This is a genomic window from Campylobacter concisus (genome assembly GCF_003048985.1).
Lineage (GTDB): Bacteria > Campylobacterota > Campylobacteria > Campylobacterales > Campylobacteraceae > Campylobacter_A > Campylobacter_A concisus_AY.
In genome coordinates this window covers 1-26,891 of record NZ_PIRS01000002.1, presented here as the reverse complement: position 1 = coordinate 26,891, position 26,891 = coordinate 1, and the positions used below count along the sequence as shown (strand labels likewise).

Annotated in this window: 26 protein-coding genes; all 26 read left to right on the top strand. The window is 41.6% G+C overall.

Going from position 1 to position 26,891, the window contains the following annotated elements:
• Window positions 1–137: 137 nt before the first annotated feature.
• The 26 genes from rpsU to CVS91_RS01375 all read left to right on the top strand — a co-directional run bounded on the left by rpsU (window position 138) and on the right by CVS91_RS01375 (window position 26,584).
• Window positions 138–350, top strand: coding sequence for a 30S ribosomal protein S21 (gene rpsU / locus CVS91_RS01500; RefSeq protein WP_009294994.1), 213 nt, complete (start codon window positions 138–140; stop codon window positions 348–350).
• Window positions 351–453: 103 nt separating this feature from the next.
• On the top strand, window positions 454–1,086 hold the full coding sequence (locus CVS91_RS01495; RefSeq protein ID WP_107829819.1) for a DNA-binding protein: 633 nt from the start codon (window positions 454–456) through the stop codon (window positions 1,084–1,086).
• Window positions 1,083–1,700, top strand: coding sequence for a UPF0323 family lipoprotein (locus CVS91_RS01490; RefSeq protein ID WP_103607312.1), 618 nt, complete (start codon window positions 1,083–1,085; stop codon window positions 1,698–1,700). Before CVS91_RS01495 ends, CVS91_RS01490 begins: the two co-directional genes overlap by 4 nt.
• Window positions 1,701–1,702: 2 nt before the next feature.
• Window positions 1,703–2,884 carry a glutathionylspermidine synthase family protein gene (locus tag CVS91_RS01485; protein WP_107829818.1) on the top strand — a complete coding sequence of 394 codons (1,182 nt, stop codon included), beginning with the start codon at window positions 1,703–1,705 and terminating at the stop codon, window positions 2,882–2,884.
• Between the two features lie 2 nt (window positions 2,885–2,886).
• Window positions 2,887–3,816, top strand: coding sequence for a D-2-hydroxyacid dehydrogenase (locus tag CVS91_RS01480; RefSeq protein ID WP_107829816.1), 930 nt, complete (start codon window positions 2,887–2,889; stop codon window positions 3,814–3,816).
• Window positions 3,817–3,819: 3 nt separating this feature from the next.
• The gene (locus CVS91_RS01475) at window positions 3,820–4,317 is read left to right on the top strand and encodes a YajQ family cyclic di-GMP-binding protein (protein ID WP_103586391.1); all 498 of its coding nucleotides are present in this window, start codon (window positions 3,820–3,822) and stop codon (window positions 4,315–4,317) included.
• 301 nt (window positions 4,318–4,618) lie between these two features.
• The gene (locus CVS91_RS01470; protein WP_107829814.1) at window positions 4,619–5,410 is read left to right on the top strand and encodes a DUF2314 domain-containing protein; all 792 of its coding nucleotides are present in this window, start codon (window positions 4,619–4,621) and stop codon (window positions 5,408–5,410) included.
• 29 nt (window positions 5,411–5,439) lie between these two features.
• A complete protein-coding gene (locus tag CVS91_RS01465; RefSeq protein ID WP_107829812.1) occupies window positions 5,440–6,756 on the top strand; it encodes a hypothetical protein in 1,317 nt (438 codons plus the stop codon).
• 190 nt (window positions 6,757–6,946) lie between these two features.
• The gene (locus CVS91_RS01460) at window positions 6,947–8,311 is read left to right on the top strand and encodes a coproporphyrinogen III oxidase family protein (protein ID WP_107829810.1); all 1,365 of its coding nucleotides are present in this window, start codon (window positions 6,947–6,949) and stop codon (window positions 8,309–8,311) included.
• Window positions 8,311–9,945 carry a multidrug ABC transporter permease/ATP-binding protein gene (locus tag CVS91_RS01455; protein ID WP_107829808.1) on the top strand — a complete coding sequence of 545 codons (1,635 nt, stop codon included), beginning with the start codon at window positions 8,311–8,313 and terminating at the stop codon, window positions 9,943–9,945. The genes CVS91_RS01460 and CVS91_RS01455 overlap by 1 nt, the downstream gene beginning before the upstream one ends.
• A 107-nt stretch (window positions 9,946–10,052) precedes the next feature.
• Window positions 10,053–10,442 (top strand): NAD(P)H-quinone oxidoreductase subunit 3, encoded by a 390-nt coding sequence (locus CVS91_RS01450; RefSeq protein ID WP_107829806.1) that lies wholly within the window; start codon window positions 10,053–10,055, stop codon window positions 10,440–10,442.
• A complete protein-coding gene (locus CVS91_RS01445; RefSeq protein WP_107829805.1) occupies window positions 10,424–10,936 on the top strand; it encodes a NuoB/complex I 20 kDa subunit family protein in 513 nt (170 codons plus the stop codon). The genes CVS91_RS01450 and CVS91_RS01445 overlap by 19 nt, the downstream gene beginning before the upstream one ends.
• On the top strand, window positions 10,933–11,697 hold the full coding sequence (locus tag CVS91_RS01440) for an NADH-quinone oxidoreductase subunit C (RefSeq protein WP_107829803.1): 765 nt from the start codon (window positions 10,933–10,935) through the stop codon (window positions 11,695–11,697). Before CVS91_RS01445 ends, CVS91_RS01440 begins: the two co-directional genes overlap by 4 nt.
• A complete protein-coding gene (gene nuoD / locus CVS91_RS01435; RefSeq protein WP_107829801.1) occupies window positions 11,694–12,923 on the top strand; it encodes an NADH dehydrogenase (quinone) subunit D in 1,230 nt (409 codons plus the stop codon). The genes CVS91_RS01440 and nuoD overlap by 4 nt, the downstream gene beginning before the upstream one ends.
• Window positions 12,920–13,150: an NADH-ubiquinone oxidoreductase subunit E family protein gene (locus CVS91_RS01430; protein WP_107829799.1), complete on the top strand. Its 231-nt coding sequence runs from the start codon at window positions 12,920–12,922 to the stop codon at window positions 13,148–13,150. Before nuoD ends, CVS91_RS01430 begins: the two co-directional genes overlap by 4 nt.
• On the top strand, window positions 13,147–13,857 hold the full coding sequence (locus CVS91_RS01425) for a hypothetical protein (RefSeq protein ID WP_107829797.1): 711 nt from the start codon (window positions 13,147–13,149) through the stop codon (window positions 13,855–13,857). The genes CVS91_RS01430 and CVS91_RS01425 overlap by 4 nt, the downstream gene beginning before the upstream one ends.
• Window positions 13,854–16,154, top strand: a complete 2,301-nt coding sequence (locus CVS91_RS01420) for an NADH-quinone oxidoreductase subunit G (RefSeq protein ID WP_107829795.1) — start codon at window positions 13,854–13,856, stop codon at window positions 16,152–16,154. The genes CVS91_RS01425 and CVS91_RS01420 overlap by 4 nt, the downstream gene beginning before the upstream one ends.
• A complete protein-coding gene (gene nuoH / locus CVS91_RS01415; protein WP_107829793.1) occupies window positions 16,147–17,142 on the top strand; it encodes an NADH-quinone oxidoreductase subunit NuoH in 996 nt (331 codons plus the stop codon). The genes CVS91_RS01420 and nuoH overlap by 8 nt, the downstream gene beginning before the upstream one ends.
• 8 nt (window positions 17,143–17,150) lie before the next feature.
• Entirely contained in the window at window positions 17,151–17,789 is a 639-nt protein-coding gene (gene nuoI, locus CVS91_RS01410; protein ID WP_107829791.1) for an NADH-quinone oxidoreductase subunit NuoI, read from the top strand.
• On the top strand, window positions 17,782–18,318 hold the full coding sequence (locus CVS91_RS01405) for an NADH-quinone oxidoreductase subunit J (protein WP_107829789.1): 537 nt from the start codon (window positions 17,782–17,784) through the stop codon (window positions 18,316–18,318). Before nuoI ends, CVS91_RS01405 begins: the two co-directional genes overlap by 8 nt.
• Window positions 18,315–18,617 carry an NADH-quinone oxidoreductase subunit NuoK gene (nuoK, locus tag CVS91_RS01400; protein ID WP_004317991.1) on the top strand — a complete coding sequence of 101 codons (303 nt, stop codon included), beginning with the start codon at window positions 18,315–18,317 and terminating at the stop codon, window positions 18,615–18,617. Before CVS91_RS01405 ends, nuoK begins: the two co-directional genes overlap by 4 nt.
• Before the next feature lie 3 nt (window positions 18,618–18,620).
• Window positions 18,621–20,459, top strand: coding sequence for an NADH-quinone oxidoreductase subunit L (gene nuoL, locus CVS91_RS01395; RefSeq protein ID WP_107829787.1), 1,839 nt, complete (start codon window positions 18,621–18,623; stop codon window positions 20,457–20,459).
• Window positions 20,459–21,970: an NADH-quinone oxidoreductase subunit M gene (locus CVS91_RS01390; protein WP_107829785.1), complete on the top strand. Its 1,512-nt coding sequence runs from the start codon at window positions 20,459–20,461 to the stop codon at window positions 21,968–21,970. Before nuoL ends, CVS91_RS01390 begins: the two co-directional genes overlap by 1 nt.
• A complete protein-coding gene (nuoN, locus tag CVS91_RS01385) occupies window positions 21,967–23,457 on the top strand; it encodes an NADH-quinone oxidoreductase subunit NuoN (protein ID WP_107829783.1) in 1,491 nt (496 codons plus the stop codon). The genes CVS91_RS01390 and nuoN overlap by 4 nt, the downstream gene beginning before the upstream one ends.
• A 22-nt stretch (window positions 23,458–23,479) precedes the next feature.
• Window positions 23,480–25,849, top strand: a complete 2,370-nt coding sequence (locus CVS91_RS01380; RefSeq protein WP_107830153.1) for a tetratricopeptide repeat protein — start codon at window positions 23,480–23,482, stop codon at window positions 25,847–25,849.
• 6 nt (window positions 25,850–25,855) lie between these two features.
• Entirely contained in the window at window positions 25,856–26,584 is a 729-nt protein-coding gene (locus CVS91_RS01375; RefSeq protein WP_107829781.1) for a HEAT repeat domain-containing protein, read from the top strand.
• Window positions 26,585–26,891: the final 307 nt, after the last annotated feature.

Sequence of the window (26,891 nt, the reverse complement as noted above, 5' to 3'; positions counted from 1 at the left end):
TAAACCTTTTTTAAAATTTTGTTGATTATAGGCTTTGGGGCATTAAAAGTGCATTAAATAATTTTGCCTAAAAGCTTAAATTTATGAAAGTTAAACTATACTCACGGCTTATTTTAATCTGAAAGGTGGTGAGGACGTTGCCTGGTATTAAGGTACATCCTAACGAGTCATTTGACGAGGGTTACAGAAAGTTTAAAAAACAAACTGACCGTAATTTAGTCGTTACTGAAGCAAGAGCTAGACGCTTCTTTGAGCCAAAGACTGAGATCCGCAAGAAACAAAAAATTGCAGCTCGCAAGAAAATGCTTAAACGTCTTTATATGCTTAGACGCTACGAGTCAAGACTCTAAAACCAAGACAAAGAGGGCTTTGCTCTCTTTGTTTAACTCTTCTTTTAGCCTTATTTTTTTATAATCAAAGCAATTTTTTTATTTTATTTTAAACGGAAATCCGATGCAAAAGCTAGCTGTAAATGAAGCTGCAGAAATTTTAGGCATAACAAAAGAAGCAGTCTATAATAGAATTCGCCGAGGCTCGTTAAAAACAGTCATTGAAAATGGCACAAAATTTGTCATCCTTGATGAGGAGCCAAGTAGCGAAAAATCCACAAAAACCGCCCCAAAAAGCACAAAAACTAAATCCCAAAACGACGAGTTTGTAAGCTATTTGTTAAATGAGCTAAATGAGCTAAAGAGCTTAAATTTAAATTTGCAAGCCGATAAAGATAGGCTTTTTAAAGAAAAAGAGCAGATGCTCATCGAGCGCAAAAATGAAATTTTGCAAATTTACAAGGACAGAGACGAGAAGCTCATGCAGTTTCTAAATGCTATGCAAAGGCCACTTTTAGCGCCTAAAAACGAAAGTGCCGCAAGTGAAGTGGCGATAGATGCGCAGATAGAGGACGAGTCAAAATGGATAAATTTAAGCGAATATCTAAAGGAGTTAAATTTAAAGCCAAAAGCGACAAAAAAGATCAGTGAAAAGATAATAAAAGCGATACATCACTCCAAATTTATCAAATTTAAACGCGGCGTGATACTTGTTAGAAGACATAAAAATTTAAAAGAGTTGATAGGAGAGATATGAAACACATTAAAAAGATAGCAACTTATGCTGCGGTTGGAGGATTTGGTGCCATTATCATGGCTGGACTTGCTGGTTGTGGAAGCGACGATGGCGGTAATGAAAACGCACTAAACGAAGTTGCGCAAAAAAATGGCGCCTTCGTCATCATCGAGGAGAGCGCGCCTGGCGTTTATAAAATTTTAGAAGAGTACCCAAGCACCGAAACTAGGGTCGTGCTAAAAGATATAAACGGCACTGAGCGCGTGCTAAGTAAAGACGAGATCGATAAGCTTCTAGCGCAAGCAAACGCAAAGATCGACAACAACACTTCAAATTTGACAAGAACTAGCGATGCACAGCTAAGTAGCGGCGGGCTAAGCCTTGGCGAGACCATACTTGCCTCAGCAGCTGGCGCGATACTTGGTAGCTGGATAGGCAGTAAGCTCTTTGGCAACCAAAATTTCCAAGCAAATCGCCAAAGCACATATAAAAATCCAAGTGCCTACACAAGAAGTGTGGATAGCTTTAACAAGCAAAAAGCGGCAAATTCTGCTGCCAGAAGCAGCGGCGGTAAGAGTGGATTTTTCGGTGGTGGCTCAAAGTCAGGCTCTAGCTCATCAAGCTTTGGAGGCTAAAAATGATAAATTTAAAAAAGATAGAACCATTAAACAATGAATTTATGGAGAAGATCGGTTTTGCATGGCATACAGATAACGACAACAGCTCGTATATCGCAGATGAGATCGTGCAGGTAAGCGAAAAAGAGGCAAATGCCTACTATGAGGCGGCAAACGAGCTATATGATATGTATGTAAATGCTGCTCAGCACGTGATCGACAACAACCTTTTTCACGAGATAGGCATACCATTTAACCTTGTTGATATCATAAAAAATAGCTGGGAAAATGACGTTCATTGGCATCTTTACGGCAGATTTGATCTAGCCGGAGGGCTTGATGGCAAGCCTATAAAGCTCATTGAGTTTAACGCCGATACGCCAACGGCAGTTTTTGAGACGGCGATCATCCAGTGGGCGATGCTAAAGCTAAATCACATGGACGAGGCAGCCCAGTTTAACGACCTTTACGAGTCGCTAAAGCAAAATTTCAAACGCCTCATTACGCTTGGCGATGAGGATGCGGACTTTGACGAGCTTTACGAGGGCTGGGGGATACTTTTTAGCAGCATCGCTGGCAGTATCGAGGACGAGCAGACCGTAAAACTACTGCAATACATCGCAAAAGAGGCTGGCTTTAAAACAGACTTTGCCTACGTTGATGAGGTCGTTTTTGACGATAATGAGGGCATTTTTAAAAATGATGAAAATTTCGAGTATTGGTTCAAGTTAGTGCCTTGGGAGAGTATAGCTATCGATGAGGGCGAGCTAGCTCTGATACTCTCAAACATCGTCAAAAACCAAAAAGCTATCATCATAAATCCAGCCTACACGCTGCTTTTCCAAAGCAAAGGGATCTTAAAAATCCTTTGGGATCTATATCCTAATCACCCGCTCTTGCTTGAAACCTCAAATGAGCCGCTAAAAGGCAAAAAATATGTGAAAAAGCCGGTATTTGGCAGAGAAGGAGCAAACATCTCGATATACGATGAAAACGGCACACAAATAGCAAGCAGTGATGGCGAATACGACTCAAACAAAGCCATCTATCAAGAATTTTACGAGTTTAACCAAGATGAGAGGGGCAAGAGCTACCAAGCAGGGGTATTTTACGCTTATGAAGCGTGCGCGCTTGGATATAGAAAAGGCGGCAAAATTTTAGATAACTACTCTAAATTTGTAGGACATTTCATTAAGGATTAAAGATGAAGATCGTTTGTTTAGACGCGGCAACGCTTGGAGAAAACGTTGATCTTAGTGTTTTTAAGAAATTTGGCGAGTTTATCAGCTACCAAAAAACCAAGAGCGAAGAGGTCGTGCCACGTCTAAAAGGCGTTGATATCGTCATCACAAACAAGGTCATCATCGACAAAGCCGTGATGGACGCGCTAAATTTAAAGCTCATCTGCATAAGCGCAACTGGTATGAATAACGTAGGTCTTGAGCATGCAAAAGCTAAAAACATAGCTGTGAAAAACGTCGCTGGCTACTCAACCCCAAGCGTCGTGCAGCACACTTTTGCCTTGCTTTTTGAGCTAACAAATCGCATCAAATTTTATGATCACTACGTAAAAAGTGGCGAGTGGGTGAAGAGCGAAATTTTCACCTATCTTGGTGCAGACATCAGCGAGATCGCCGGCAAAGAATTTGGCATCATCGGACTTGGCGAGATAGGACGCGGCGTGGCGGCAGCAGCACGTGCATTTGGCGCAAACGTGAGCTACTACTCGACAAGCGGAGCAAATAAAAATAGCGAATTTGCGCAAAAAAGCTTAGATGAGCTACTAAGAAGCAGCGACATCATCAGCATCCACGCACCGCTAAATGAAAAGACTAGAAATTTACTAGGCGCAAACGAGATAAATTTACTAAAAAATGATGCGATAGTGCTAAATTTAGGACGCGGCGGCATAGTGGATGAAGCTGCTATGGCAAGGGCGATAGATGAGAGAAATTTACGCTTTGGCACCGACGTTTTAGAAAGCGAGCCAATGAGCAAAAATAGCCCATTTTTAAACGTAAAAAACAAAGAAAATCTACTCATCACGCCGCACGTAGCATGGGGCAGTTTGGAGGCTAGAAAACGGCTGATCTCGCTCATGGTTAAAAATATAGAAGAATTTATAAAAGGATAGAAAATGGCAAGCGAACATAGCTTTGATATAAGCGCTGAGGTCGATATGATGGAGGTTAAAAACGCTCTTGAAACGGCTAAAAAAGAGATCGCAGCGAGGTATGACTTTAAGGGGCTTGCGGCCGAGGTAGAGCTAAATGAAAAGGAGAAATTTATCACGCTTCTTAGCTCAAGTGACAACAAGATCGATGCGCTAAAAGATATCGTGATCTCAAAGCTCATCAAGCGCAACATCCCACCAGTAGCGATCACAGAGGCAAAAAGAGAGCCAGCAAGCGGGGGAAATTTAAAAGCGACGCTAAAGCTAAATGACACGCTTGACGGCGAAAACTCAAAAAAGATCACCAAAGCGATCAAAGACTCAAAGATTAAGGTGAGCGCGCAGATCAGGGGCGAAGAGATCAGAGTGACAAGCAAAAGCATAGACGATCTGCAGGAGTGTATAAAGCTCGTTAGGGGGCTAAATCTAGAACTTCCGATAAGCTTTAAAAACCTTAAGTAACGCATTTTTCGCTTTATTATGCGTCGTTGATTCAAATTTTTGCTCGGTCATTACCAACTCGGTAACTCCCGTCACAAAAATTCAAATCGCCTCGCCTAATTTTGCGAAATAATTGTATGGTTTTTATAGTGAAATCTTGCAGACTTGCAGGCTAAATTTGCGAAATAGCTGCGTGACTTTTACATTTAAAATTTCACAGGATTTTGGGCTAAAATTGTGAAATTTATCTGGTTCTTGGATGAAATTTCGCCTTATCGTTTTATTTAAATTTGATATATCTAAATTCTAAAAAGGGGTAAAAATGGGCTTTTTTGAGAAAATACTTGGTAAGCAAATAGACCTTGGTGAGCAGATGCCGATCTATTTTGTAAGTAGCGACGAAGACTACATGCAGCACGCATTTGAGCAAGCCAGAGAGAGCTTTAAGTATTTTTGGCGTGAGCTTTACTGGGAGCGCCGCAGGATCGTGCCTATGCTTGATTATGCGATGGTAAAAATTTGCTTTTTAGACGTCATAAACGGCGAAGAAGTTGGCGAGCACATGTGGGTAAATGATGTGGAATTTGACGGAGAGATGATATATGGCACGCTCGTAAATGAGCCTGATAGCGTGCAAAACGTCAAAGTTGGCGATCAAGTAAGCGCGAAGATAGACGAGATGAGCGACTGGCTCTTTGCCATTGGCGGACGCGCTTATGGCGTCTTTAGCGTGCAGGCGATGCGCTCACGCATGCAAAAAGATGAGCTAGCCGAGCATGACGCGGCTTGGGGGCTTGATTTTGGCGATTTTAAAGATATTTTGGTAGTTTTCGAGCAAAAAGAGCATCCAGAAAATTTGATAGAGCATCCGATGAGCAAAAATATGCGCGGCCAGGTGGAGCAGTATATAAAAGCGCATCCAAGCATGGTCGCAGACACCGACGAGCTTGGCTTTACGCAGCTTCACCACGAGGCACTTGCTGGGAATTTAACGATCGTAAATCTCTTGCTAGAAAACGGCGCTAGCAAAAACGCCCGCACAAAAAGTGGCAAAACCGCAGCTGAACTTGCTAAGCAAATAGGCTGGAGCGAAATCGCAAAGGTGCTTAAATAGCATTTCGTGTAAATTTTTAGGATTTAAATTTGAGTTATCAAGACATTTTAGATGAAAAAGATGAGAGCGTAAAAGAGGCTAGTAAATTTATAAATTTTATTAAGGCTAGGTTTTTAAACTCTCATATCATAAGCAGCAAACAAGGTAGGCTAATAGCGCTTTTAGAAAGCGAATGCGAGCTTTATTTAAAGCTAAATAGGACAAATTTTGCTGAAGTTTCAAAAAGGCTTGGCGAGATAAAAGGGCAGATCACTCTTGTCATTTTAGATATCAAAGATGAGATCACAAAGGACTTTGAAGACAAAAACTATGAAATTTATAAAGGCGCAGCAGATAGCGAGGAGGAGCGCCTTGAAAAGATAAAAAATGAGCTGCTTTCTAATTCGTATTTTGAGAGCCGTCTTGGCGAGCACTCGGCAAATTTAAAGGCAAATTTCATAAAAGAGTGTGTTGCTTTTTTCTTTAAACACTCAAATTTCATCGTTCCAGTCGTTAGCATGCTTTGCTACTTTTTGTATTTTGGCTTTGAGATCGGCTATTTTCCGAGTTTAGATAGCGCTGAGATGATATTTACAGGCATTTTGCTCTTTTGTGCGACCGCGATCGTGACAGCTTTTGAGATCGCTATCTTGGTCTTTGTCTCCTACCTTTATCAAAATGATGATAAAAAATATAAATTTAAAAAGCCAAAATTTCTATTTTTTTATAGCTCAAATTTCATCTATTTTTTAACGCTCATCTCATTTGCCATTTTAGCCTTTGCGGCATTCAAGCTAAACTACGGCTGGGGCGCCATTTTATCGCTACTTTTGCTCTCTTATGCTGGGGTAAATTTGGCAGTTTTCTTTAAAGATAGATCAAATTTCATCATCTATCTTTTATCGCTTATCATGCTTTTGCTTTTTATCATTTCGGTTGTTGTCTTAAAAGATGGTGGATTTTTGGCACTTTGGATACTCTTTTGCTCGTTTATGCTCTCTTTTATGCTGGGCGTTGCGAGCATCAAAGAGACAAGGGACTTTTTATTTATTTTTTACGCTGCGCTTTCGCTTATGATCGTTTCAAACTCACTTTTGTTTATCAAATACACAGCAAAAACCTTTAACATAGGCGATGTGGATTATAAATTTTTGCTTGTAGATAAAAGTGCGTTAAAAGCGCTACCTAGCTCACTTTGCGAGACAAAAGGCAAAGAGCAAACGCCTTGCGAGATAGATGAAAAGGCGGTTAAAATTTATGATGTGAAGTCACTTTGCAATATCGGTAAATTTTACTACTTGCAGACAAAAGACGGAGTGAAATTTGAGCTTGACTCAAGCAAGGTCATCTCAAGAGTAAAAGAGTAAGTAGGCTAAGCTTAAATTTATAGAGCAAAAGCGAGCTAGATATGTAAAAATAGCAGGTTTGTAAAAATAGAAAATTTAAAAAATGATTGCATTTTTTACTCAAAATTTACGTTAATGCAAGGCTAAATTTATTAAAATTTGGCTATCCTAATGGACTAAATTAAAATTAACTTATTTAAGGCGATTAATTATGATTTTTAAAAATATCATTGAGAGTTTTGCTGTAAATTACGCTCATAATTCTATACAAAAATCGCTATATAACGAATTTAACATAGACATTTTAAACACGACTTACACCAAAACTCCAAAAAAAGACAAAAAGTATATGCTTTACGCTCACGTGCCATTTTGTCACACATTTTGCCCGTATTGCTCGTTTCACAAGTACCACTACGAGCATGAGCTTGCCAAAATTTACTTTGAAAATTTACGCGAGGAGATGAGGCAGATAAAAGAGGCTGGCTTTGACTTTACATCGCTTTATGTGGGTGGCGGCACGACGCTTATAAACGAGCCAGAGCTTGAAAAGACGCTAAAACTAGCAAAAGATCTCTTTAGCATAGAGGACATCTCAGCAGAGAGCGACCCAAATCACATCTCGCCAGAGAGCCTAAGCCGTTTTGATGGGCTCATCAACCGCTTAAGCGTAGGCGTGCAAAGCTTTGATGATGAGACACTAAAAAGAGTCGGCAGGTATGAGAAATTCGGCTCCGCTGAAGAGACTAAAAGAAAGCTCGAGAAGGCTCTGGGCAAGATCCCAGTTATCAGCCTAGATCTCATCTTTAACCTACCAAATCAAACAAAAGAGCAGCTAATAAACGACATAAACGTCGCAAAATCGATCTCTCCGCAGCAAATAACCTTCTATCCGCTCATGAAATCAGAGCTAACAAGAGAGAACATCGCTCGCGCACTAGGCGTCTCAAACGTCGATAATGAGCGCGAATTTTACGAGATCATCGTGAGCGAATTTGCCAAAGGCGGATATAGACAAAGCAACGCTTGGGCATTTTCAAATGAAAAAAGCGCAGACCTTCGCGACGAATATGTAGGCTCAAATTTAGAGTACGTGGGCGTTGGTAGCGGGGCGTTTAGCTTCTTAAATGGCGAGCTTGTGATAAATGCCTTTAACCTACTTGACTACGGCAGAAAGGTCAAAGAAAGACAAAGCCCAGTCATCGCAAAATGCGCATTTAGCAAAAAAGAGAGACTAAAATATACATTTTTAACAAGGCTTTTTGACGGTGCCGTGGATATCAAAACCTACAACGAGCAAAACAACGCAAACATCAACAAAGACCTATTTGTCGAGCTTAGCTTGCTAAAACTTGTAAATGCGATCTACGAAGAAAATGGCGTTATCAAGCCAACATTTTTTGGCAAATACATCTGCGTCGTGCTCATGCGCGACTTCTACGCTGGCATGGACAAGGTGCGCGCGATATTTAAGGATGACGCGAAGATCAAACGCAGCAAGGTACTTCACATTATGAGTGAAAATACCGAGCAAAAATTTGATCAAAACATCATTCAGCCACGTGCTGCGATGTAATGCTTGTAAATTTAATAAAAAGCAATCTTTTTTCAATAATCAAAATAGTGATCCTGACGCTTGCCTTTAGCGGGCTTGGCGTCTGGACGCTCTCTTTTATAAACAATGAACTTGTAAATTTAAAAGAATTTAACGCTCCCTTGGCAGCTAAATTTATAGTTGTTTTGCTCCTCTTTTTTCTAAGCGCCATCGCTGCAAACATCTCACTTACAAATTTCGGACATAAATTTATCTACGAGCTTAGATATCAAAGCGTAAAGCAAATTTTAGACACGCCAAACAGCGTGATAAACGAGATCGGCAAGGCAAAGATCATAGCAAGTCTAAACAACGACATAAAAACGATCACATTTGCCTTTATGAGCGCTACTGGCTTCATACAAAGCCTAGTTTTCATCATCTGCGCGAGCTTTTATTTAGCCTACATCGCACCAAAAGTTTTTATATTTCTAGCCGTTTGGATCGGTGTGACGCTTTTTATAAACACGCTTTTGATGAAAAAGATCCACTTTTATTTTAAAGACTCAAGAACGCAAGATGACGCGCTGCAAAGGCACTATGATGACATCGTTGAAGGACACAGAGAGCTTAGTCTAAACAGGGCAAGAGCAAGCATCTGCTTTGATGAGCTAAATTTGACAGGCGACAAGAAGCGCCAAAGCATGGTAAAAGCCGACGTATTTCACGCGCTAAGTGATAATTTCACAAACGTGATGCTACTTGGCTCAGTCGGTCTTTGCGTATTTTTGTGCGTGGCATTTGGCTGGGCGAGCCTGCAAACAGCACTAAGTATCAGCCTTACGATACTATTTTTAAGAGGCTCATTTATGAGCATGGTTGGCTCCATACCAGCCGCACTTAGCGCAAAGGTGAGCTTAGAAAAGATCATGAGTTTAAATCTAAACGAATTTAAGCAAGGCTTTAAATTTGATGATAGTCTAAGTGGCGAGTGGCAAAGTATTAGGCTAAAAGATATAAATTTCAACTACGCTCATGGCAAATTTAGCCTAAAAGATGTAAATTTAGAGATCAAACGCGGCGAGATAACATTTATCATCGGTAAAAATGGTAGCGGCAAAAGCACGCTTATAAATATTCTTTGCGGACTTATCCGCCCAAGTAGCGGCGAAATTTACCTTGATAGCACAAAGATAGATGATGCAAATTTACAAAGCTATCAAGCCAAAATAAGCGCTATTTTTGCTGATTTTTATCTATTTTCGCAAACGCTATCTCGTGATGGCTTTGCCAGCCAAAGCGATATAGAGGGGCTCTTGGCTCTGCTTGAGATAGATAAAAAGGTAAGTGTGGTGGATAATAAACTTAGCACCACGCAGCTCTCAACCGGTCAGCGAAAGCGACTAAGCCTGCTAATAGCCATCTTAGAGCACCGCTCTATCCTTATCCTTGATGAGTGGGCAGCCGATCAAGACCCATTATTTAAGCGTAAATTTTACAAAGAAATTTTGCCGTTTTTACAAAGCAAGGGCATAAGCGTCATCGCAGTTAGCCATGATGATAGCTACTTTGACGTTGCGACTAGGATCATTTTAGTAAAAGATGGCTTTGTGCGTGAGCTTGATGAGAGTGAGCGTGCCAGCGCCGCAAAAGACGCCGTTGAGAAGATAAAATAAGAGTATTTTTTACACAAAAAGAGATTTGAGTGTGCCACTCTTGAGCTATTTCAAGATCAAATAAATTTAAATTTAGTAGAATTTTGAAAAATTAAAAAAGGCGAAGTATGTCACACTCAGAGCTTGACAGCACCTATCTTGGCGCTTTTATCATACTTTTGTTAGCTACTTGTTCATTTAGTCTGATAACATTTTTATCCTCAAAGATAAGCAAAAAGCTAGCCAACCGCAACACCGAGCGCCTAAAAGTGGGCTTTTACGAGTGCGGACCGACAACTGTAAAACAGCCAAATAAGATAAATATCCACTACTTTTTTTATGGAATTTTATTTATTTTATTTGACGTTGAGGTCATCTTTATGTATCCGTGGGCGGTGGATTTTAGGCTGCTTGAGCTATTTGGGCTCATTGAGATGCTACTTTTTGTGGCGATCTTACTCATCGGCTTTGCTTACGCATGGCAAAAAGGAGTCTTTAAATGGCAAAGCATCAGATAAACTACGCTGCAAATGGCGGTCTGCCAGTTGTTTTGACAACCGTTGATAAGCTCGTGCAGTGGGGCAGAAGCAACTCGCTTTGGGCGCTTAGCTACGGGCTTGCATGCTGTGCGATCGAGATGATGGCAAGTGGGGCGAGCAGATATGACTTTGATAGATTTGGCACCATTTTTCGCGCTAGTCCAAGGCACTCAGAGGTGATGATCATAGCTGGCACGTTAACTAAAAAGCACGCTGAATTTACAAGGCGCCTTTACGATCAGATGCCTGAGCCAAAGTGGGTCATCTCGATGGGCAGCTGCGCAAACACTGGCGGCATGTTTAACACCTACTCAACCGTTCAAGGTGTCGATCGCATAATCCCTGTTGATATCTACATCCCAGGCTGTGCCCCGCGCCCAGAGACGCTTCAGTACGCACTTATGATGCTTCAAAAAAAGATAAGAAAACAGAGCGCATTTAGGGTGCAAAAGCCAAGAAAGCTAGATATATGAGAGAGTATAAACCAAAAAACGACCTGCAAAAAAAGCAGTACTACAGCGAGAAATTTTATATCGCCAAGCAGACGCCAAAAGAAGTGGCAAGTGGTTCTAAATTTGACAAAGAGCTAGCTGTTTTAGAGCAAAGCGGAGTGCAAATTTTATCTAGCTATGTGGAGTTTGACCAACTTGTTCTCTACGTAAATTCAAGTGAAAATTTTAAAGCGCTTGAAGCGTTAAAAAACTTTGGCTACGAGCAGCTTTGTGAGCTAGCAGCGATTGATTATATAGCTCAAAAAGGCGGATACGAGGTCTTTTATCAGCTTTTAAGTGTTAGCAAAAATAGGCGCGCACGAGTAAAATGCTTTGTCAAAAAGGACGAAATGCTAAAAAGCGTTTGCAAGCTTTACAAAAGCGCAAACTGGGCTGAGCGCGAGATGTATGATCTAAGTGGCGTTCTCATCAAAGATCATCCAAATTTAAAGCGTCTTATAATGCCTGATGACTGGCACTCGCACCCACTCTTAAAGAGCTATCCGCTAGTTGGCGACGAGGCTGCTAAATGGTACGAGGTGGATAAAATTTTTGGGAGTGAGTTTAGAGAGCAGATCGGCGAAGAGAACCGCGACCCAGCCTTTGTCGATGAGAAAGATACCTTTGGATTTTCAAGAGTATTTGACGAAAATGAAGACTACGAGTATCAAGAAGAAGGCGGCGTGAGATTTGTCAAAAAGGCTAAATTTAACCAAAGCCAGATAGTAAAGGAAAGACCTTGAGCCAGTCACCAAACCGCTTAAAACCATTTTTTGAAAATTTAGAATTTGAGCAAAATGACGGCAAGATGATACTAAATTTTGGCCCACAGCACCCAAGCGCACATGGACAGCTAAAGCTTGTGCTTGAGCTTGACGGAGAAAAGGTCGTGCATGCTATGCCAGAGGTTGGCTTTATGCACCGAGGCGTTGAAAAGATGGCTGAAAATATGACCTATCAGGAATTTATCCCAGTGACTGATAGGGTCGATTACATCGCATCAAGTGCGAATAACTACGCATTTTGCGCGGCCGTGGAGAAGCTTTGTGCTATAGAAGTGCCTCGCCGTGCGCAGATCATTAGAGTGATGCTTTTGGAGCTAAACCGCATCAGCTCGCACCTTTTATTTTTAGCCACGCACGCCCTTGACGTGGGGGCTATGAGCGTCTTTTTATACGCATTTAGAGAGCGCGAATATGTCCTTGATCTCATAGAAAAATACTGCGGTGCAAGGCTAACGCATAGCTCCATAAGGATCGGTGGCGTGCCGCTTGATCTGCCTGATGGCTGGTGCGAGGAGCTGCTTAAATTTTGCGAGAAATTTCCAAGCGACATCACGCTTTACGAAGATCTGCTAAGTGAAAATAGAATTTGGCAAGCAAGGCTAATAGACGTGGGCGTAGTTAGCAAAGAGCTAGCCCTTAGTAGCGGCTGCTCTGGCGTCATGCTAAGAGCAAGTGGCATCGCGCGCGACATCAGAAAAGAAGAGCCATATCTCATCTACGACGAGCTAGAATTTGACGTGCCTTACGCTACCAAGGGCGACTGCTACGCGAGATACCTACTTTATATGAAAGAGATGCGCGAGTGCGTGAAAATTTTAAAGCAGTGCGTTAGCAAGTATCAGACAAGTAGCCCCGCTATCATCGCCGACGCGCCAGAGTATGTTAGCGCTTCAAAAGAGCAGATAATGAGCCAAAACTACTCACTAATGCAGCATTTTGTGCTGATAACTCAGGGTCTAAAGCCACCAAAGGGCGAAATTTACTTTGCTAGCGAGTCACCAAAGGGCGAGCTTGGAATTTATATAAACTCAGACGGCAGCGCAAGCCCGTACCGCCTAAAAATTCGCACGCCAAGCTTTTGGCACTGCGCTATTTATGAAGATATGCTAGTTGGGCAGTATGTGGCAGACGTGGCTGCAATAATTGGCAGCACAAATATCATCTTAGGCGAGGTTGATAGATGAGAAGGGTCGATCTTAGGCATCTAAGGGACGAGTTTTTGAGCGCTCTTGGACAGCAGATAAAGGCTAGCGAGCCAGGTGAAGTGGTGATATTTTTGTTTGAGATAGGTGATTACAGCGGCGTGGAGAAGGCTGTAAATTTGGCTTATAACCTAAACTGCGAGGTGATGAACTCGCTTAAATTTAACCAAGTCGATTGGGCATTAACGATAAAAAAGGGCAAGATATGAAATTTAATGATCTAATAGCAGGCAAGAGCCTAAGTATCGCAAATTTACTAAGTTTGAGCGACAAAAATTTAGCAAAAAAGATAAAAGAGCACGAGTTTAAATACATCTCATGCTTTGAAGATAACGAACTTGGCAATAAAAATTTGATCCGCTGCGAGATAGGATCGATAAGTTACGTCTTAGCGCTTCTTTGCAAGTATGCAAATTTGGTGCAAAATGAGTTTTTCGACGAGCTTGATGATGGGCTCATAAGTGGCGAGTGCAACGTGGGCGAGGAGGAGTTTGAAGAGCTTGGCGAGTGGATAAAGGACGTAAAAAACGTGATCATTGATGACTCTTTTTTTACTCATCCAGATAAAGATGCGATCTTTTGGCTTCTTGAAATTTTAGGTAAAAATGTCGTCTTAGCAGGCTGCAATGTCAAAGAATTTACAGCAGGTGGCGAAGTTGGCGAGCTAAGGGAGCTTGACAATTTTGACGGAGCGGTCGTCTATCTAAATAAAAACGCAAGCGATGAGATCGTTGGCGGCGTGCAGTTTGGCATCGTGGCAAAGGCAAAGAATGGCGAAATTTTAAATTTAAAGGCAAAAGACTTTAGCGTGAGGGCTAAATTTAGGCTTGATCCAACGCTAAAAGGCACGGTTGCCGTGCTTGGCGCAAAAAATTTTGATGGATATGCATTTAAACAAGTAGTAGTTAGCAAATGAAAATCACCATAAACGATCAAATTTTAGAGGCAAACGAGGGCGAGAGTATCCTAAACATCGCAAGGGCAAATGGCATCTACATCCCTGCACTTTGCTACCTTAGCGGCTGTTCGCCAACGCTTGCTTGCAGGCTTTGCATGGTCGAGGCAAACGGCAAAGTGGTCTATAGCTGCAACGCCAAAGCCAAAGAGGATATGCAAATTTACACAAATACGCCAGAGATCGCTGCCGAGCGAAATGCAATCATGCAGACCTACTGCGTCAATCACCCCCTTCAATGCGGCGTTTGTGACAAAAGCGGCGAGTGCGAATTGCAAAATTTAACGACGCATTTAAATGTAAATGAGCAAAAATTTGCCATTACAGATACGCACAAACCGCACAAAAAATGGGGGCTAATAAACTACGACCCAGCCCTTTGCGTGGTCTGCGAGAGGTGCGTGACGGTTTGTAAAGATAAGATCGGCGAGAGCGCGCTAAAAACGGTGCCAAGGGGCGTTGAAGTGCCAAAAGAGCTAAAAGAGAGCATGCCAAAAGATGCCTACGCCGTCTTTAGCAAGATGCAAAAGAGCCTAATTGGCCCAAGCACTGGCGAAAATTTGGACTGCTCGTTTTGCGGCGAGTGCATCAGCGTCTGCCCTGTTGGTGCGCTTGTCAGCTCAAATTTTCAGTATAGCTCAAACGTCTGGGAGCTAAGCCGTGTCCCAGCGGCAAATCCGCACCAAAGCGACTGCGAGCTCATTTTTTATGACGTAAAAGAAAAAAGCACTAGCGATAGAAGCAAGCAAATTTACCGCGTTAGCAACGACTTTCACTTTGGTGAGATAAGCGGCGTTGCAAGGTTTGGCTACGACTTTCACAACGAAAATGCCCGCAAAAATGAGGCGAAATTTAACGAGCTCATTTCAAATTTTAAAAACGGCAACATAAAAAATATAAAATTTAATAGCTTCATAACAAACGAGGAGGCGCTTATTTTGGAGCGTTTAAGAGAGAAATTTGATCTAAATTTATTAAACGATGAGGCTTTTAAATTTCAAAATTTCTTAAATATTTTTAGCGAATTTAGCGGTCTTAGCTCATATAACGCAGACTATGAGAGCCTAAAAAATAGCGACTTTATCATCACGGCTGGTAGCTTCTTGCGCCACGAGAGCCCAGTAACTAGCTATAAGCTAAATAGCGCCCTTAAGATGAATAAAGCGGCTGGAATTTACTTTCATCACATCGCTGATGAGGTGGTGAAGAAATTTTCAAAGAATTTTGCCTGTGTGAGCTATGAGGCTGGCAAATTGGAGCAAATTTTACTCTTTTTGCTTAAAAACTGGGGCGAAAATTTACCAGCAGCACTTCAGGCAAGAGTTGAAAAATTTGATGAAAACTTTGACTTAGAAGTAGCTGCCCTCTGCGATGGCAAGGCTAAATTTACGCTCATTTTAGGTAGTGACTTTTACGCTCATGAAAATGCAAATTTACTTGCAGCCCTTGCTGGAGTGATCGCAAAAGCTACGCCTTTTGCTGTGATGCTCATACCGCCTCGCACAAACTCGCTTGGCGTGGCTAAAATTTGCACGCTTTCACACGAGAAAAAGCCTGGCAAGACGCTAGGATACAATGAAATGGGCGAGTTTAAATTTAGCATTTTTGAGGGCGATCTTGACGCTGGTGCGCTAAATCAGCAAGAGGGCACATTTACAAGCATAAATAACGAAGTAGTGCCGACAAATGCGGCTTTGACACATAGCGGCTACTTCTTAAACGATATCGCAAATGCGCTTGGGCTAGCGGCTAAAAATACGATCGATTACACCGCGCAGCTACCAAAAGAGAAGGGCTACAGGGGCGTTAAATTTGATGATTTAGAAAATTTTTACGCAAATGACGGCACAAGCCATAGAGGCTACAAGCTTGAAATTTCAAATTTCGCGCCAAAAGAGGACATAGAGTCACTTTTTAAAGAGCAAAATGGGCTAAATTTAAAAGAGAACGAAGCGCTAATAAGCCTTGCAAATCCTATAAATTTGCCATCGTTTTTTGCAAACTATGCTAGCCAGACAGCTAAACGCGCAGTGCTTTACGCAAGTGGCGAGTTTATGGCTAAATTTGAAATTTCACAAAACGAAGCTGTCATTTTAGAAAAAAATGGGCAAAAGCTTGCCATTTGCGTGGAGCTTGATAGCGAGCTAGGAGGCGTGGCAGCCTATCTTGGCGACTACGATGATAAGCTTGATGTAAGCGCCATTTTTGAGGGCAAGAGTTACGCTAGCGTAAAAATAATAAAGGCAGAGAATGAGTGAAATGCTATTTTTTGTGATAACAACTATTGTTAAAGCAGTCGTCATCTTGGCCGTCATGGCTAGCCTCGCAGGGCTTGCGACCTACGCCGAAAGAAAGGTGCTAGCCTACATGCAGCGCCGCGTGGGACCTGATATGGTTGGGCCTGCTGGCGTGCTTCAGATCGTGGCTGATATGATAAAGCTCTTTACAAAAGAGGACATCGTCCCAGCAAATGCAAATAAATTTATCTTTCTAATAGCCCCTCTAATCTCTGCTATCGCGGCATTTGCAGCGCTTGCGCCCGTGCCATTTTTGCCTGAGTTTGAAATTTTTGGGCATACGATTAGACCGATACTTGCAGATATAAACGTGGGCGTTTTATATATCGCTGGTGTGGCAGCAGTTTGCGTCTTTTCCCCACTTGCAGCAGGTCTTGCAAGCTACAATAAATTTGCACTAATCAGCGCTGCTCGCGCAGTCGTGGCGCTTCTTAGCTTCGAAGTGGTCGCTGGCATGGCGCTTTTAAGCGTTGTCATGGTGACTAGCTCACTCTCGTTAGTTGATATAAACAACTACCAAAAAGGCATATTTAACTGGCTTATTTTCAAGCAGCCCCTAGCCTTCGTGCTTTTCGTGATGGCAAGCTTTGTTGAGTGCAACAGAACGCCGTTTTGCCTAACAGAAAACGAGACCGAGATCGTAGCAGGTTATGGCACCGAGTATAGCGGCATGAGATGGGCGATGTTTTTCATCGGCGAATACACCAACATGATCGCAGCTAGCATCATCATAACGCTTCTGTTTTTGGGTGGTTTTAACGAGTTTTTATTTATCCCTGGTGCTTTGATGATCATTTTAAAATCAAGCCTAGTCTTTTTCTTTTTTCTCTGGACGAGGGCGTCGTGGCCGCATCTAAGGGTCGATCAGCTTAGTATGCTTTGCTGGAAAATTTTACTTCCGCTTGGCATCTTAAATGTCGTAATCACCGGCTTTGCACTACTTATCTAAGGCGTAAAATGAGCGAGAAAAGATATATTTTGATAGACGAAAAGATAGAGCCAAAAGGGGCATTTGATAAATTTAAGCACTTTATCGCCGCTACTTTTAAGCTTGATCTTTTGGTGGGGCTAAAGATCACGCTAAAGCAGATGCTCTTTAGCAAGTCGCACACTCTAAAGTACCCTATGCAAAAGATGCAGCTAAACGCCAGATATAGGGGAATTCATAGGCTTTTAAAATTTGTTGAAAGCGAAAATGAGCGCTGCATAGGCTGTGGATTATGCGAGAAAATTTGCGTTAGCAACTGCATCTCGATGAAGACTTCTATTGGCGAAGATGGTCGTAAAAAGGTCGCAAGCTATACGATAAATTTAAGCAGGTGCGTCTATTGCGGATTTTGCGCTGATGTCTGCCCTGAGCTCGCTATCGTCTGCGGGCAAGAGTACGAGGTCGCAAGTGAAAACAAAATCCTCTTTGGCACAAAGGCTGAGTTTTTAACAGATGATAAATTTTTAAAAGATCAAACCGAGTTTGAGGGCTATGGCGCACTACCTAAAAATGCTGATAGCCTAGTGAAAAAGACGCCAAATGCGCTTACAAATGAAGATAAGGCAGAAACGATGGATATAAATTTAAAAGGGTCAAGCGATGTATGAGAGCTTTGCATTTTATCTTTTTAGCGCCCTTATATTGGTTAGTTTTTCTTTTAGCGTGCTTTGCAAGAATGCCCTAAATGCGGTCTCTGCGCTAGCTGCTGGCATGGTTTTTATATCAGCTATATTTTTCTTGCTTGGGGCTGAGTTTTTAGGTGTGGTGCAAATCGTCGTCTATACAGGTGCCGTGGTCGTTTTATACGCATTTGCGATGATGTTTTTTGACACCAGCAAGGAGTGCGAGCCAAAAAGCGGTAAAAAAGCAAAGATCATTATCTATCTTCTAAGTAGCTTCATAGCGCTTCTTTTGATATTTATCTTTTTAGCGCCGATCTATAGCGCTAAGCAAGAGGTGGTAAATTCTACCCTCGCTAGCCTTGGCAACATCGAAGCGGTTGGAATTTTGCTCTTTAGCAAGTATCTGTTAGCCTTTGAGATGTGCGCCATCATGCTGCTTGTGGCGATGGTAGCTGGCATTATCTTGATACACAAAGATATGAACGCACAAAGCAGCGTTGAGGAGATGCTATGATAGGTCTTACTCACTACCTCATCCTAGCAAGTCTGGTCTTTGTCATAGGGCTTGTTGGCATAATGAGAAGAAGAAATTTGATAATGCTATTTTTCTCAAGCGAAATTTTACTAAACTCAGCAAACATCGCGCTTGCAGCTATCTCGAAATACTACTTTGATCTAACTGGGCAGATCATCGCCTTTTTTATAGTAGCCATCGCTGCTAGCGAGGTCGCTGTGGGGCTTGGGCTGCTCGTGCTTTGGTATAAAAAGACTGGCAGCATCAGTTTAGATTCGATGACAAATATGAAAGGCTAAGAGATGATTTTATTTTGTATTTCGCTATTTTTCCCGCTTCTTAGCTTCATCATAGCTGGCATCTTTTCGCATAGCAGTAAGAATTTATTTATCGGTCTTTTTTGCTCGCTTCTCATGATCGTTAGCGCCACAGCTTCACTCATGCTAACGGCTAGTCTTAGCGTAGATGAGCCACTAAATTTAACCCTAAAAGAGTTTATAAACTTAGGCTCGCTCGATCTTAGCTTTAGCTTCTACCTTGACGCGATTAGCCTTGTGATGCTTAGCACCGTGGGCGTGGTCGCTAGCATCGTGCATATCTACTCCATTGGCTACATGAGAGATGACGCGAGCTTTAACCGCTTTTTTAGCTACCTTGGGCTCTTTGTCTTTTGCATGAACGTCCTTGTATCAAGCGATAACTTCATAGGGCTCTTTATCGGCTGGGAGGGCGTTGGGCTTTGCTCGTGGCTGCTCATAGGCTTTTGGTATAAAAGGCCTAGCGCAAATGTCGCTGCAAACGAGGCTTTCGTGATGAACAGAGTGGCAGATCTTGCCATGCTTGTTGGCATCTTTTATATATTTTATAGCTTTGGCTCGCTTAAATTTAGCGAGGTTTTTAGCGCTAGAAGCGACCTTTCTGGGCTAAATTTAGGCATCATCGCCACGCTTCTTTTTATAGGCGCAATGGGTAAAAGCGCGCAGTTTCCATTTCACACTTGGCTTGCAAACGCCATGGAGGGTCCAACTCCAGTTTCTGCGCTCATACACGCTGCGACCATGGTAACAGCTGGCGTCTATCTAGTCATACGCGCAAATTTCATATTTGCAAACGTGCCTGAAGTCTCGCACTTTATCGCCTGCCTTGGCGCATTTGTAGCGATATTTGCCGCAAGCATCGCACTTGTGCATAACGACCTTAAAAAGATAGTCGCCTACTCGACGCTTTCGCAGCTTGGCTATATGTTTGTAGCAGCTGGTCTTGGGGCGTACAAGATCGCACTTTTTCACCTTGTCACGCACGCATTTTTTAAGTCACTTCTCTTTTTGTGCGCTGGCAACGTTATGCACGCGATGAATGACGAGCTAAATATCAAAAAAATGGGCGGACTTTATAAATTTATGAAGCCAACTGCGCTACTTTCTATCATCGCAAGCTGCGCGCTGGCTGGATTTTATCCATTTGCTGGCTTTTTTTCAAAAGATAAAATTTTAGAGGTTGCCTTTAGTGAAGATCAAATTTTGTGGCTTGTTTTGCTATTTGGCGCGGTGCTTACGGCATTTTATAGCTTTAGACTTGTCATGCTAGTCTTTTTTGCAAAGCCAAAGAGCGATACTCACGCACATGAAGCCAAAAACTACATGCTTGTTGGCATGAGTGTGCTCGGCGTTCTATCAGTCATCAGCGGCTTTTTTTGGAGTAACTTTAGCGAGTTTTTGGGTGCTAGCCTTGGGGATTTTAAGCTAAATTTATCTCACAGCAGTGAAATTTTCTTACTCGTTTTAACGCTTAGTTTAGTGCTTGCAAGCGCTGGCTTTGCTGTATTTGCTTATAAAAAAGAAATTTTTAAAGAGAGCATTTGCGAAAGTAAAATTTACAAAATTTTGCAAAATGCCTACTTTATACCAAAATTTTATGAGAAATTTTTTATAAATGGCTACGCTTTTATCTCTAAAATTTGTAAAAAATTTGATGAGATGATAGTTGATAAAAGTGTCGATTTTGTCGCACTTTTGGTTACTAAATTTGCATATCTTGCAAACAAAATGCAAAGTGGCGATCTTAGCGTCATGCTTCGCTTTATGGTCGCAGGATTTGCCTTGCTTTTAAGCTTTATATTTTTATTAAACGGAGCCAAATAATGCTAAGTGTCATAATATTTTTCCCAGCAATAAGCGCAATACTTGGCTTTTTGATAGAAAATAAAAGCATCAAATTTTATGGAGCAAGCATCGCTCTCATAGAGCTTTTGCTTGCCATTTTTATCTGTGTAAATGTCGATTTTCAGGGTTATGACTTTGTTTTAACGCATCAAGTCTCGCTCATACCTAGCCTAAATATCAGCTATTTTGTGGGCATCGATACCATTTCGCTTGTGCTTATAGTCCTTAGCGCATTTATGAGCTTCATCTCTATCGCAGCCCTTAGCGATGATGGAAATTTAAAGCACTTGGTTATTAGCGTACTATTTTTAGAGAGCACGATGATGGGCGTCTTTAGCGCGCTTGATATGATCTTATTTTACAGCTTTTGGGAGCTTAGCCTCATACCGCTACTTTACATCATCGGCGCATTTGGCAGTAAAAATAGAATTTACGCTGCGATTAAATTTTTCATCTACACATTTTTAGGCTCTGTCTTTATGCTAGTGGCGATCATCTTTATCGGATATCTGTGCTATCAAAAAAGCGGCGTATTTAGCTTTAATCTGCTTGATTGGTACAAGCTTGGCATCGGAGAAAATGCTCAAATTTGGCTATTTTTAGCATTTTTCTTCGCTTTTGGCGTGAAAACTCCGCTGTTTCCATTTCACACATGGCTACCTTACGCGCACGGACAGGCTCCGACTATCGGCTCAGTGCTGCTTGCTAGCGTGCTTTTAAAGATGGGCACTTACGGATTTGTGAGATTTTCACTCCCACTTTTTCCAGACGCAAGCCTGCTTTTAAGCGGCTTTGTCTGCGTCATAGCCATCATCATGATCATCTACGCAGCCCTTGTTGCCTATGCGCAAAGCGATATGAAGCAAGTGATCGCTTATAGTTCAATCTCGCACATGGGCGTCATCATGCTTGGCATCTTTTCACTAAATTTAATAGGCCTTGGCGGCTCGATATTTTTGATGATAAGCCACGGCATCGTAAGTGGCGCGCTATTTTTGTTAGTTGGCGTCATCTATGAGAGAGCTCACACCAAAGAAATTTGCGAATTTGGCGGCCTTGCCAAGGTGATGCCAAAATACGCACTTATATTTTTTATAGCAACGCTTGCAAGTATCGGCCTGCCACTAACGATCGGCTTTGTGGGCGAGTTTTTGAGCCTGCTTGGCGTCTTTAAGCTAAACAAGCTCTTTGCGCTACTTGGTGGCTTTAGTATCATCGTGGGCGCTGTTTATATGCTGGTACTTTATAAAAGGGTCTTTTTTAGCGAGTGCAAGGAGAAAAATTTAAACCTAAAAGATCTAAATTTTAAAGAGTTAGCAGCTCTTGCGCCACTTTGTTTGCTCATAATCGCTCTTGGTATCGCACCAAATTTGATACTAAAACCGCTTGAGCCAAGCGTGCAAAATATCATAAGCAAAATGCAAACTAGAGCTGTAAATAGCAGCACAAAAGATAAAATTTCATCTTTAAATGGCGGGAGCAAACTATGAACGAAATAGCCTTTTTAGACCTAAACGAGATCTCTTTGCAATCGCTCTCACCGATGCTTAGCATGATGGTTTTTGCGCTTTTTATCCTCATAGTTGGAGCGATAAAAAAGGATCTTTCGAGGAATTTCTACTGCGTATTTTGCATCATCGCTATATTTGTAAATTTAGGCATTACGCTTGATTTTAACGGTCTTAGCCTAAGCTTTTGGGATATGCTTTTAGTCGATGGAATTTCTATCATCTCGCAGATCATTATCCTAATCGCCTCAGCCCTTTTCATCCCACTGGCACTTAGCACAAAAGAGTATTTTGAGTATAAAATTTACGAGTATTACGCGCTATTTTTGTTTATGATCGCTGGATTTTTATTTATGGTGAGCTCAAACAACCTACTTATCATCTTTTTAGGCCTTGAGATCAGCTCGCTTTGCCTCTACACCCTAATCGCCCTTCACAACAAGGCAAAAAGCGTCGAGGCTGCTATCAAATACTTCGCGATGGGTTCGCTCTCAGCTGGCTTTTTTGCGATGGCGATAGCGATGTTTTATCTAGCAACAAACTCAATAGACATCGCTCGTATAGGCGTTGTCATAAAAGATCTTAGCCTAAATCAAAATTTAATAATCCTTCTTGGCTGCGTTTTCATAGCTTCTGCCATTGGTTTTAAGCTCTCGCTCATACCATTTCACACATGGATACCAGACGTTTATGAGGGCTCAAATGCCCCGCTTGCTGGCTATATGTCGATCGTACCAAAGGTTGCGGGATTTATCGTCGCGTTAAGAATTTTTGTGATGCTTGAGGGCTCTGGAATTTCATGGATAAAAGATATGCTCTACATCATCGCCGTGCTTACGATGAGCCTTGCAAACATCATGGCGCTAGTGCAAAAAGACGTTAAAAGGATGCTCGCTTTTAGCTCGATAGCTCACGCTGGTGTCGTGCTTTGCGCGCTTGTGGCAAATTCTCACGAGGCAAATGTCGCCTTGTTTTTCTACTGGATCATGTTTTTGTTTGCAAATTTGGGCGCATTTTCTATGCTTTGGGTGGCAAGGTGCGACGACGTCGTCTGCTGGGACAAGCGCTTTAAACATCCGTATGAGAAATTTTCAGGGCTTATTAAAATTTTGCCAAGTTACGCCGTGATAATGGGAATTTTCATGATCGCCCTTGCTGGCATACCGCCTTTTAGCGTATTTTGGGGCAAGATGGTGCTTATCTCATCGCTCATAAAGTCTGATTACGTCGTGCTTAGCCTCATCATCATGATAAACTCTGCGATTGCTATTTATTACTACCTAAAGCTCATCGTCTTTATGTTTTTAAAAGAGCCTATCGTAAAAGATAAAAATATCTACATCTCAAACGTCTCGATGGCGCTAAAAGTGATCGTTGGAGTTGCCGTTGCTGGCACGGTCTTTGCCTTTTTATTTTCTGGAGCGATTTTGGAATTTATCGAGCATTTTGTCTTTGCTTCAGGATTTTAGAAAATTTAACTATAATGGCGGCATGAAAAAGCTCTTAACCATCTTATTTTTACCGCTTTATCTATCCGCCTTTAGCCTTAGCCTAAACAGCGGCGCAAACGCAAATAAGCCTTATAGCGTCCTTCAGCTAAGCGACGAGAAAGAATTTGAATGTGTGGAGCAAATTTTAGCCTATGACACGAAGCGCTACGTTTGTATGCTCGATGATGGGATCTTGCCAAAGATCGAAGATACGACGCTGCCTTTAATGGACATAAAATATAAAAAGCAAGACGGCAAACTCTTCATCGTCATCATGCCAAAGGCGCCTTCAAAACTTCTAAATGTTCAAACCGAGCTTTACAGCAGCTCAAGCGTGCAAGATACGCCAAAGACGACCATCTCAAAGCACTTTAGCATCATCATCGACACTTCGCTTAGCGAAAATAACAAAAGAGTATCTGGGCTAAATTTCTCGCCTGATTTTAGAGATATGCTAAGCCCAAGCATCGGAGCGCTTGATCTTAACAAAGCGCCTATCGCTGGGCTTGATAGCAACGATATAGATATCTACATAAATATAAAAAGAGCTTACGAAAAGGGCGCTTATGAAAGCGTGGTAAAAGATACGCAAACAGCGATGAAAAGGCACCCAGCTAGTCTTTTCTCAAGTGAGTTTTTACTTTTTAGACTAAGAGCGCTTGATAAAATTTTTGAGACAAAGAGCGAGTTTGAGGGGCTGGAGCCAAAAGATATCGTAAGCGAGGGCAGAGCTTGGATAAGAAAATTCCCTTCTGATGAAAACTACCCAGAGGTGCTATATCTCATCGCTAGAGCTTACCTCAAAGATAGCATCGCAAGTGATGCAAAATATATGCTTGACATACTAAGCGAAGAGCACGCGGAGTCTAAATTTACAAAGCTTGCCACACTTGACTATGCTGACTACCTATATAAAATAGGCAGGCAAAAAGAGGCGCTAAGCGACTATGAAAAGGTGCTCTACTCTACAAACGACATTGACCTTGCAAGTAGGGCAGCACTAAGTCTAGCAGACGCAAATATCGATAAAGAGAAATTTGACGAGGCGAAGAAATTTGTACTAAAGATCGCAAATGCAAATGAAAAATTTTTCATGAACGATCCTACAAAATCGATGAATTTAGCCTATACATTTGCCAGCAAAGATATGCCAGACGTGGCTGCTAAAATTTATGAAATTTTGGTAAACAATAGCGACAGGACAAAGGACTTTTACGAGGCAGCATTAAAAAATTTAGCGCTAAATTTAGCCAAGACCAAAGATGAAAAAAAGGCGTATGAGTATCTAAATAGATACGAAAAAGAGTTTAAATATGGCGATTATATCGATGAGGTCGCTAAGGCAAAGGATGGGCTATTTTTTGAAGAGGACGACAAAAACGCCACCGCACTTCACGCAAGATATAAAGATCTAATCGAAAAATATGCTGGCACAAATATCAGCCAAAAGGCATTAATTAGCGAGCTCGAGCTTGATCTAAAAGAGCGTAAATTTGCCGATGCTCTAGCTTATAACAACCTCGCAAAAGATGAAAATTTAAGCCGGGCGATGGAGCTAGTAAATGAGGCTGCGCTTGAGCTAACAAAAGAATTTTTCATCAAAGATGACTGCACGGCAGTTGTAAATTTACTCGAAAACTACGATGTGAGCAAGGTCTCTTTGCCGCAGTTTAAGCTATTTAACTGCTACTTTAGAACGGCACGTTACAATGAGGCGCTAGAGCTTGCCAAGGCGCATGTAAAGGATGAAAATTTAGAAGATAGAGTCGAGTGGCTGGTAAATTTGAGCAAAATTTTATATAAAAATAAAGACTACGAGCATGCGATCACTGCGGCAAATGACGCGCTCTCGCTTGGCTCAGCGGTCGAGTACTCAGATCCTACGCCATCGCTTTTTGATAGATTTTACTCGTTGCTTGCGCTAAAGCGCTTTACCGAGGCGGTCTCTACGATCAGTGCGATCGAGCAGCTAAGGGGGCAGGACTTTAAGATCATCGAGGCATACTCAGCTATAAGTGACTATGCGATGAAGAGCAACGACTATGCTATCGCTGCAACCTACGCTAAAAAGGCGCTTGAGCTGCAAACTAGAGCCAAGATAAATACCTTTTCACCAAAGCTAAATTTTGACTACTCGGAGGCTTCGCTAAAGACAGATAATCTTGACGAGGCGCTTGATGAGGCGAAATTTATACTAAATATGAAGCTTGAGCCAGAAGACCGCTTGCATGCTCTAAATTTAGCAAGTGAAATTTACATCAGACAAAAGCAGTATAAGCTAGCTAAGCCCTATCTAAACGAATGCGTTGGCTCAAATTTCACAAGTGCTTACAAAGATGCCTGCAAAGCCAAACTTGAGATGATAAAGTAAAATTTAGTGCTAAGTTTAAATGATCTTGAAAAAGAGTATCTAGAGCTTAAAAAAGAGAATTTTCAGGATGGCAAAAGGATCAAATTTATAGCAAATTTAGGCGCTAGTAACGAGATAGCATATCACTATGAGCTCATTTGCAAAGAGTGGCAAGAGGGCAGGCAACTAAATTTAGAAAGCAGTTTTGATGGGCATGGAGGCGCTGGACTGGAGTTTTTGTTTGAGCGCTTAGCCAAAGAGAGCGATCAAAAACTAAAAATAGAAACCATCTATCTTATAGCGCAAATTCTTTCTAAGTCTAAGCATAGAGATTTTTATGCCGCGTTTTGTGACCGCCTTATCCCTCAAATAACCTCTTTTTTGGGGACAAATGATGCACTTCGCCGCAAGCTTATAATAGCGCTTGGTTGGGTTGGCACTTTAAGCGAGGTAGAAATTTTGACAAGCGAGATGCTAGAAAGCAAGGATAGCCTTTGCAGAGCATGGGCGGCAGCTAGCCTTATGCAGATGTCGTTTCACAGGGTCAGCCAAGCAATCTTGCGAGATAAAACAAAAGCTGCATTTTTGCAAGGCATCTCTAGTGAAAAAGAGCCATACGCCTGCGCAATTATGATAGAAGCGGCTCAAAATTTATTTGGTAAAAAGTGGATATCATCTAGCGCAGCCCAAAATCAAGACTCTGAAAAGATAGAAAAAGCAAGAAAAATGGTGGTAAGATTTTTAGGCAGGGATTAAATTTGCCACTAAGCGGATTGTGTGCTTTATTGTGTTTTTGTTTGTTGGATTATAAAGTAAAAATGATTTGAATTTCTAAGAAATTTTGGCTTTAAATTTAGAAGATTTAAAAATAAAATTTTATATTTTTTGCTTAGAAATATCGGACAAAATAGCTTTAATTTGATTTAAAATTTAATTTTTTCTTGACATATAATAATGTTTTTTGTATAATCTCAATTCTTTTTTAAATAATCATGTCTTGCTAGCTCAGTCGGTAGAGCATCTCACTTTTAATGAGGGGGCCGTTGGTTCGAATCCAACGCAG